The organism is Rathayibacter sp. YIM 133350, assembly GCF_037404875.1.
Lineage (GTDB): Bacteria > Actinomycetota > Actinomycetes > Actinomycetales > Microbacteriaceae > Orlajensenia.
The window spans coordinates 72,891-80,663 of sequence record NZ_JBBELO010000030.1 but is presented as its reverse complement, the minus strand read 5'-3'; the positions used below and the strand labels follow the sequence as shown (position 1 = coordinate 80,663).

Here is a 7,773-nt window from a genome sequence, read left to right as displayed (position 1 = left end):
GCTCCCCGGAGGTTCTCCTCACGTCAAGCCCGAAACGCCACCAACCTCATGGCCGGGTACACCTAGCGCGCGACCTCGCCGTCGACGTAGTCGTCGTCGTTCGAGGCGTTCCAGGCGAACAGCTTGCGCAGCTCGCGACCGGTCGCCTCGATGGGGTGCTGCTCGCCCTTGGCGCGCAGTGCGAGGAACTCAGGGGCACCGGCATCCTGGTCGGCGATGAAGCGCTCGGCGAAGGCGCCGCTCTGGATGTCGCCGAGAACGGCCTGCATGTTCTCCTTGACGTGCGGGTCGATCACGCGGGGGCCCGAGACGTAGTCGCCGTACTCGGCGGTGTCGGAGACGCTCCAGCGCTGCTTGGCGATGCCGCCCTCCCACATGAGGTCCACGATGAGCTTGAGCTCGTGCAGCACCTCGAAGTACGCGACCTGCGGCTGGTAGCCGGCCTCGGTCAGGGTCTCGAAGCCGTACTGCACGAGCTGCGAGACGCCGCCGCAGAGCACGGCCTGCTCGCCGAACAGGTCGGTCTCGGTCTCCTCGGTGAAGGTGGTCTTGATGCCACCGGCGCGCAGGCCACCGATCGCCTTCGCGTAGCTGAGCACGAGCGGCCAGGCGTTGCCAGAGGCATCTTTCTCAACGGCCACGATGACGGGAACGCCACGGCCGGCCTCGTACTCGCGGCGAACGGTGTGTCCCGGTCCCTTGGGGGCGACCATGATCACGTCGACGCCCTCGGGCGCCTGGATGTAGCCGAAACGGATGTTGAAGCCGTGGCCGAAGACGAGCGCCTTGCCCTCGGCGAGGTTGGGCTCGATGTCGTCCTTATAGAGGTGACGCTGAACCTGGTCGGGGGCGAGGATGACGATGACGTCGGCCCACGCGGATGCCTCGGCAGCGCTCAGCACGCGGAAGCCGGCCTCCTGCGCCTTGGGCGTGGACTTCGAGCCCTCCTTGAGGCCGATGACGACCTCGACGCCCGAGTCGCGCAGGTTCTGCGCGTGGGCGTGGCCCTGCGAGCCGTAGCCGATCACGGCCACCTTCTTGCCCTGGATGAGCGCGAGGTCGGCGTCCTTGTCGTAGTAGATCTCAGCCATGTGCTGTTCTTTCTCCTTGTTTGCCGCTCCCTGAGCCTGTCGGAGGGAGCCTCGGTGTGCCCTTCGACAAGCTCAGGGAACGTTGGGTGTTCAGGGAACGTTGGGTGTTCAGGGAACGGTTGGGTGTGTTCAGGGAACGGTTGGGTGTGTCCGGTCAGTTCTTGAAGACACGCTCGGTGATCGACTTGCCGCCGCGGCCGATGGCGAGCAGGCCGGACTGGGCGATCTCCTTGATGCCGTAGGGCTCGACCACCTTCAGGAAGGCGTTCGTCTTGCCCGAGTCGCCGGTCACCTCGATGACCAGCGCATCCGTGGCCACATCGACCACGCGCGCTCGGAAGAGCGTGACGGCTTCGAGTACCTGCGATCGCGTGCTGTTGTCGGCGCGCACCTTGACCAGGAGGTGTTCGCGCTGCACCGACTGGTCGGGGTCGAGCTCGACGATCTTGATCACGTTGATCAGCTTGTTCAGCTGCTTGGTGACCTGCTCGAGCGGAAGGTCCTCGACATCGACCACGACGGTGATGCGCGAGAGGCCCTCGATCTCGCTGTGACCAACGGCGAGGCTCTCGATGTTGAAGCCGCGCCGGGCGAACAGGCCGGCCACGCGGGTCAGCAGGCCGGGTTTGTCCTCCACGAGAAGGGACAGAACGTGCGTGCTCATGATCAGTCCTCCTCGTCGAATGCCGGGCTGTGGTCCCGGGCATACTGCACGTAGCTGTTCGAGACGCCCTGCGGCACCATCGGCCAGACCATGGAATCCCGGCTGACCACGAAGTCGATGACGACGGGGCGGTCGTTGGTCTCGAGCGCGAGTGCGATGGCCGCGTCGACCTCGTCCTCGCTCGTGACGCGGATGCCGAGGGCTCCGTACGCCTCGGCGAGCTTCACGAAGTCGGGCACCCGCATCGTGTCGGCACCGGTGTTCAGGTCGGTGTTCGAGTAGCGGCCCTCGTAGAAGAGGGTCTGCCACTGGCGCACCATGCCGAGGGAGGAGTTGTTGATGATGGCGACCTTGATCGGGATGTTGTTGATCGTGCAGGTCGCGAGTTCCTGGTTGGTCATCTGGAAGCATCCGTCGCCGTCGATCGCCCACACGTGGCGATCGGGGTTGGCGACCTTCGCACCCATGGCCGCGGGAACGGAGTACCCCATGGTTCCCGCGCCTCCGGAGTTCAGCCACGACATCGGGCGCTCGTACTTGATGAACTGGGCCGCCCACATCTGGTGCTGTCCCACGCCGGACGCGAAGACGCCCTCGGGGCCGGTCAGCTCGCCGATGCGCTGGATGACGTACTGCGGCGCGAGGGCACCGTCGCTCGTCGGCGCGTAGCCGAGCGGGAACTCGGCGCGCAGGCCGTTCAGGTACTCCCACCACTCGCTCGTGTCCGCCGAACCGTCGGTCGTCGCCTGGGCGTACGCGCGGGTGAGGTCCTCGATCACGTCGCGGGCGTCGCCCACGATCGGCACGTCGGCCACACGGATCTTCGAGATCTCGGCGGGGTCGACATCCACGTGCACGACCTTGGCCTTGGGAGCGAACAGCGCCGCCTTGCCGGTGACGCGGTCATCGAACCGCGCGCCGAGCGAGATGAGCAGGTCGGCCTCCTGCAGCGCGAGCACGGCGGGAACCGTACCGTGCATGCCGGGCATGCCCAACTGTTGCGGATGCGAGTCCGGGAAGGCGCCGCGTGCCATCAGCGTCGTCACGACGGGCGCTCCGGTCGCCTCGGCCAGCGCGAGCAGCTCTGCGGAGGCGTTGGCTCGGATGACCCCGCCGCCCACGTAGAGCACCGGCTTCTTCGCCTCGGCGAGCAGCTGAGCGGCTGCCTGGATCTGCTTGCCGTGCGCCTTCGTGACCGGGCGGTACCCGGGAAGCTCGACCTTGGGCGGCCAGACGAAAGGAGCGGTCTCCTGCTGGGCGTCCTTGGTGATGTCGACGAGCACCGGACCTGGCCGGCCCGTCGTGGCGATGTGCATCGCCGCGGCGATCGTCGCAGGAATCTCCGAGGCCTCCTTCACGAGGAAGGAGTGCTTGGTGATCGGCATCGTGATGCCCACGATGTCGGCCTCCTGGAAGGCATCCGTTCCCATGAGGGTCGAGAACACCTGCCCCGTGATGGCCAGCAGCGGTACGGAGTCCATGTGGGCGTCCGCGATCGCGGTCACGAGATTGGTGGCGCCGGGGCCCGAGGTCGCGATGCAAACCCCGAGCTTGCCCGTTGAGGATGCGTAGCCCTCGGCCGCGTGGCCGGCTCCCTGCTCGTGGCGCACGAGGATGTGGCGCAGCTTCGAGGAGTCCATGAGCGGGTCGTAGACGGGGAGGATGGCGCCGCCGGGGAGGCCGAAGACGTCGGTGATGCCCAGCAGTTCGAGCGTGCGAACGACGGACTGTGCGCCGGTCAGCAGCTCGGGCCCGGTCTTCGCCGGGGCGGACGGCGTGGGCACGGTAGGTGATTCCGTGGTCATGCGTGTGCGAGTCCCTTGGGATGGCGGATGGATGAAAGGCGCGGACTACCCCGTGACGGCGCCCTGTGCGGCAGAGCGCACGAGCTTGGAGTACTTCGCGAGAACGCCACGGGTATAGCGCGGGGGGAGCGGCGCCCAGCCTTCACGGCGGGCGGCGAGCTCGGTCGGGTCGACAAGTAGGTCGAGGGAGCGAGCAGCGATATCGACCCGTATCAGATCACCATCGCGCACGAAGGCGATGGGACCAGCGTCCACCGCTTCGGGTGCTATGTGGCCGATGCAGAGGCCGGTTGTGCCGCCTGAGAATCGTCCGTCCGTCAACAGTAGTACATCTTTTCCGAGCCCTGCGCCCTTGATGGCCGCGGTGATCGCGAGCATCTCGCGCATTCCGGGGCCGCCCTTCGGCCCCTCGTAGCGGATGACCACGACGTCGCCGGCGCTGATCTCGCCGTTGGTGAGCGCATCCATCGCCGCGCGCTCGCGTTCGAACACCCGGGCAGGGCCCTCGAAGACGGAGGCGTCGAAGCCGGCGGTCTTCACGACGGCACCCTCGGGAGCGAACGTTCCCTTGAGGATCGTGATGCCGCCGGTGGCGTGGATGGGGTTGTCGAGGGTGCGGATGACCTCGCCGTCGAGCGGCATGGGGTTCAGGGCCTCGAGGTTCTCGGCAACGGTCTTGCCCGTCACGGTGAGGGCGTCCCCGTGCAGCAGCCCGGCATCCAGCAGCGCCTTCATGAGCACCGGGATGCCGCCGTGGCGGTCCACGTCGTTCATGACGTACTTGCCGAACGGCTTCATGTCGGCCAGGTGCGGCACCTTGTCGCCGATGCGGTTGAAGTCATCGAGCGTGAGCTCGACCTCGGCCTCGTTCGCGATGGCGAGCAGGTGCAGCACGACGTTGGTCGAGCCGCCGAGCGCCATCGCGACGGTGATCGCGTTCTCGAAGGCCTTCTTCGTCAGGATGTCGCGGGCAGTGATGCCCAGGCGCAGCATGTTGACCACGGCCTCGCCGGAACGGTGGGCGTAGTAGTCGCGGCGGCGGTCGGCCGAGGGCGGAGCGGCCGAGCCGGGCAGGCTCATGCCGAGGGCCTCGGCGACGGATGCCATGGTGTTGGCGGTGTACATGCCGCCGCAGGCGCCTTCGCCGGGGGCGATGGCGCACTCGATGCGCTTGAGGTCTTCCTCGCTCATGGTGCCGGCCTTGCAGGCCCCGACCGCTTCGAAGGAGTCGATGATCGTGACCTCCTTCTCGGTGCCGTCGCTGAGCTTGACCCAGCCGGGGGCGATGGAGCCGGCGTACAGGAAGACGGAGGCGAGGTCGAGGCGAGCGGCCGCCATCAGCATGCCGGGCAGCGACTTGTCGCATCCCGCGAGCAGAACGGAGCCGTCGAGCCGCTCGGCGTTCATGACCACCTCGACGGAGTCGGCGATCACCTCACGGGAGACCAGGGAGAAGTGCATGCCCTCGTGGCCCATCGAGATGCCGTCGGAGACCGAGATGGTGCCGAACTGCAGCGGGTAGCCGCCTCCGGAGTGCACGCCCTCCTTGGCACCCTGGGCCAGGCGGTCCAGGCTCAGGTTGCAGGGCGTGATCTCGTTCCACGAACTCGCGATGCCGATCTGGGGCTTGTCCCAGTCCTCGTCTCCCATGCCGACGGCGCGGAGCATGCCCCGGCTCGTCGCTGCTTCGATGCCGTCGGTGACGACGCGGGAACGCGGTTTGAGATCAACCTCTGCCATGCCAGAAGTCTATGGCCAGCGCGAGGAGGCATCCGACGAGGGCCCCGCTACGACCGGGCGGTCTCCCCCGTCACCTGCACCGCGGGAATCGGGGCCGTGAGCGCGCGCTCGCGACGCTGGGCCTCGAGGTGGGCGGCCCTGAAGTCGGCGAGCAGGGCGAGTGCCTCGGCGACCTCTTCGGGTCCGCGCACACGCTGCCCGGCCGCCGTGCGCCCCTGGCCGATCTTCAGCCCGAGGTCATCGGCCCCCAAGGCCGCGAAGGCGTCCTCATCGGTCACGTCGTCACCGGCGTAGAAGACGCTCGTCGCCTCGGTGTGCAGCCGCAGCTTCTCGATGGCGTCGCCCTTGTTCGCCGGTCGCAGCGCGAACTCGATCACGTTCTTGCCCTCGCGCACCGTCAGTCCCGGCTCGGCCTGACGCACGCGGGTGCGTGCGGAGCGTTGCATCGACTGCCCCGCGGCCGCCGAGAGCTTGCGGGTGTGCAGGGCGAGCCCGGCGGGCTTGCGCTCCACCCACGCGCCATCGGCCGTGCCGGCGACCCGCTCGAGAATCGAGGCGACCCGCTCGAGCTGGTCGATCTCGGTCGAGAGCAGGTCGAGCCGAACGTCGGGCTCGTCGAGCTTCAACTCGACGCCGTGCGAACCGGTGAGCAGTACGTCTTCGGGCGGCTCTGCCACATGTTCGAGGCTGACGAGCGCGCGCCCCGAGACGAAGGCGACCCGGGTCTCCTCCAACGCCGTGAGCCGAAGCACGGCCTCGCGGGCCGAGTCGAGTGCCCGAGCCTCCTCCGGACGGTCGACATGGGGCGCCAGGGTTCCATCGAAGTCGAGCGCAACGAGCAGCCGCTCGGATGCGGCCACATCGCGCAGGGCCTGCACGAGCGTCTCCGGAATGCCGGGTGCGACCGCCGCACGCCCGGTGAGCGTGTCGAGGAAGGACTTGGACCAGTGGCTCACCGTGTTCTCGTGCAGGCGACGGCGCAGCGCCCGCATCCGGCGTCGGCGCTCGGTTGCGGGCATGCGCACCGCCTCCATGATGGCGGCCTTGACGCCGTCGATGTCGTGCGGGTTCACGATGATCGCCTGGCGCAGCTCGTCGGATGCGCCGGTGAACTCGCTCAGCACGAGCACCCCGTCATCGTCGACGCTGCAGGCGACGAACTCCTTGGCGACGAGGTTCATGCCGTCGCGCAGGGCGGTCACGAGCATGACGTCGGCCGCGAGGTAGAGAGCGGCCATCTCCTCGCGGGGGTAGCCGTGGTGCAGGTAGGCGATGGCGGTGTGGCTGATGGTGGAGTAATCGCCGTTGATGCGCCCGACTTGCAGCTCGATCTCGTCGCGAAGCGCCATGTAGGTCGCCACCCGCTCCCGGCTGGGGCTCGCGACCTGCACGAGGGTGACGTCCTCGACGGCGAGCTCGCCGTCGGCCAGCAGCTCGCCGAACGCCTTCAGGCGGTGGCCGATCCCCTTCGTGTAGTCGAGGCGGTCGACGCCGAGCATGATCGTCTTCGGGTTGCCGAGGTCTTCACGAATCTGCCGGGCACGCTGCTGAACCTCGGGGCGCCGGGCGAGTTCCTCGTAGCCCGCGACGTCGATGGAGATGGGGAACGTGCGTGCGACGACGTGTCGGATCTCGCCGCTCTCGGCGACGACCTCCACGACGTTTCCGCGGGTGACATAACCGAAGAGCCGTCGCACGGCGCGCGTGAAGTTGCCCGCATCCGCGGTGCGCTGGAAGCCGATGACGTCCGCGCCGAGCAGGCCCTCGAGAATCTGCTTGCGCCACGGCAACTGCGAGAAGATGCCGTACGGCGGGAAGGGGATGTGGTCGAAGAACCCGATCACCAGGTCGGGCCGCAGTTGGCGCAGCATCGTGGGAACGAGCTGCAACTGGTAGTCGTGCACCCAGACGACCGCCTCCGGAGCGGCCAGGCGGGCGGCCGTCTCGGCGAAGCGCCGGTTCACGACGACGTAGGCGTCCCACCACTCACGATGAAAGCTCGGGGCGGCGATCACGTCGTGGTAGAGGGGCCAGAGCGTGTCGTTCGAGAAGCCCTCGTAGTACGCCTCGATCTCATCCGCCGAGAGCCGCACGGGCACGATCTCGATGCCGTCGTTCTCGAACGGCTCGAAGTCGGTGTCGGCGACCCCGGCCCAGCCCACCCATGCGCCTTCCGCCTCGCGCATGACCGGTTCGAGCGCGGTGACGAGCCCGCCGGGCGAGGACTTCCAGCGGGAACTGCCATCGGGGGCGGTCTCATGGTCGACGGGCAGCCGATTCGAGACCACCACCATGCTGTAGGTCGTCTCGTCGCTGGTGGTGGGCGGTGCTGGCGTGGAGATGACGCGTCCATTTCCGGCATGCGCGCGCATGCCTGTACTTCGGTGTGCTTTCAGCGTGAAAGCTCGACGCACACCTGTCAACCCTTCCGGGCCTCGGCCGATGCCGGGCTAGGCTGTGTCGATTCGGGCCA

Annotated in this window: 5 protein-coding genes; all 5 read right to left on the bottom strand. The window is 67.9% G+C overall.

The genetic code is table 11. From position 1 onward, the window contains the following. Positions 1-62: 62 nt before the first annotated feature. The 5 genes from ilvC to WDJ51_RS10015 all read right to left on the bottom strand — a co-directional run bounded on the left by ilvC (position 63) and on the right by WDJ51_RS10015 (position 7,672). Positions 63-1,091 (bottom strand): ketol-acid reductoisomerase, encoded by a 1,029-nt coding sequence (gene ilvC / locus WDJ51_RS10035; protein WP_337852314.1) that lies wholly within the window; start codon positions 1,089-1,091, stop codon positions 63-65. A 154-nt stretch (positions 1,092-1,245) separates the two neighbouring features. Beyond that, a complete protein-coding gene (gene ilvN, locus WDJ51_RS10030) occupies positions 1,246-1,755 on the bottom strand; it encodes an acetolactate synthase small subunit (protein ID WP_337852313.1) in 510 nt (169 codons plus the stop codon). A 2-nt stretch (positions 1,756-1,757) separates the two neighbouring features. Further along, entirely contained in the window at positions 1,758-3,560 is a 1,803-nt protein-coding gene (locus WDJ51_RS10025; protein ID WP_337852312.1) for an acetolactate synthase large subunit, read from the bottom strand. Between the two features lie 45 nt (positions 3,561-3,605). Further along, on the bottom strand, positions 3,606-5,300 hold the full coding sequence (ilvD, locus tag WDJ51_RS10020; protein ID WP_337852311.1) for a dihydroxy-acid dehydratase: 1,695 nt from the start codon (positions 5,298-5,300) through the stop codon (positions 3,606-3,608). A gap of 47 nt (positions 5,301-5,347) precedes the next feature. Beyond that, positions 5,348-7,672, bottom strand: a complete 2,325-nt coding sequence (locus WDJ51_RS10015) for a bifunctional alpha,alpha-trehalose-phosphate synthase (UDP-forming)/trehalose-phosphatase (RefSeq protein WP_443218480.1) — start codon at positions 7,670-7,672, stop codon at positions 5,348-5,350. Positions 7,673-7,773: the final 101 nt, after the last annotated feature.

Bases quoted from the DNA above. Each gene is read 5' to 3' on its own strand.
- ilvC (WP_337852314.1), bottom strand. From the start codon at position 1,091: ATGGCTGAGATCTACTACGACAAGGACGCCGACCTCGCGCTCATCCAG.
- ilvN (WP_337852313.1), bottom strand. From the start codon at position 1,755: ATGAGCACGCACGTTCTGTCCCTTCTCGTGGAGGACAAACCCGGCCTG.
- WDJ51_RS10025 (WP_337852312.1), bottom strand. From the start codon at position 3,560: ATGACCACGGAATCACCTACCGTGCCCACGCCGTCCGCCCCGGCGAAG.
- ilvD (WP_337852311.1), bottom strand. From the start codon at position 5,300: ATGGCAGAGGTTGATCTCAAACCGCGTTCCCGCGTCGTCACCGACGGC.
- WDJ51_RS10015 (WP_443218480.1), bottom strand. From the start codon at position 7,672: ATGCGCGCGCATGCCGGAAATGGACGCGTCATCTCCACGCCAGCACCG.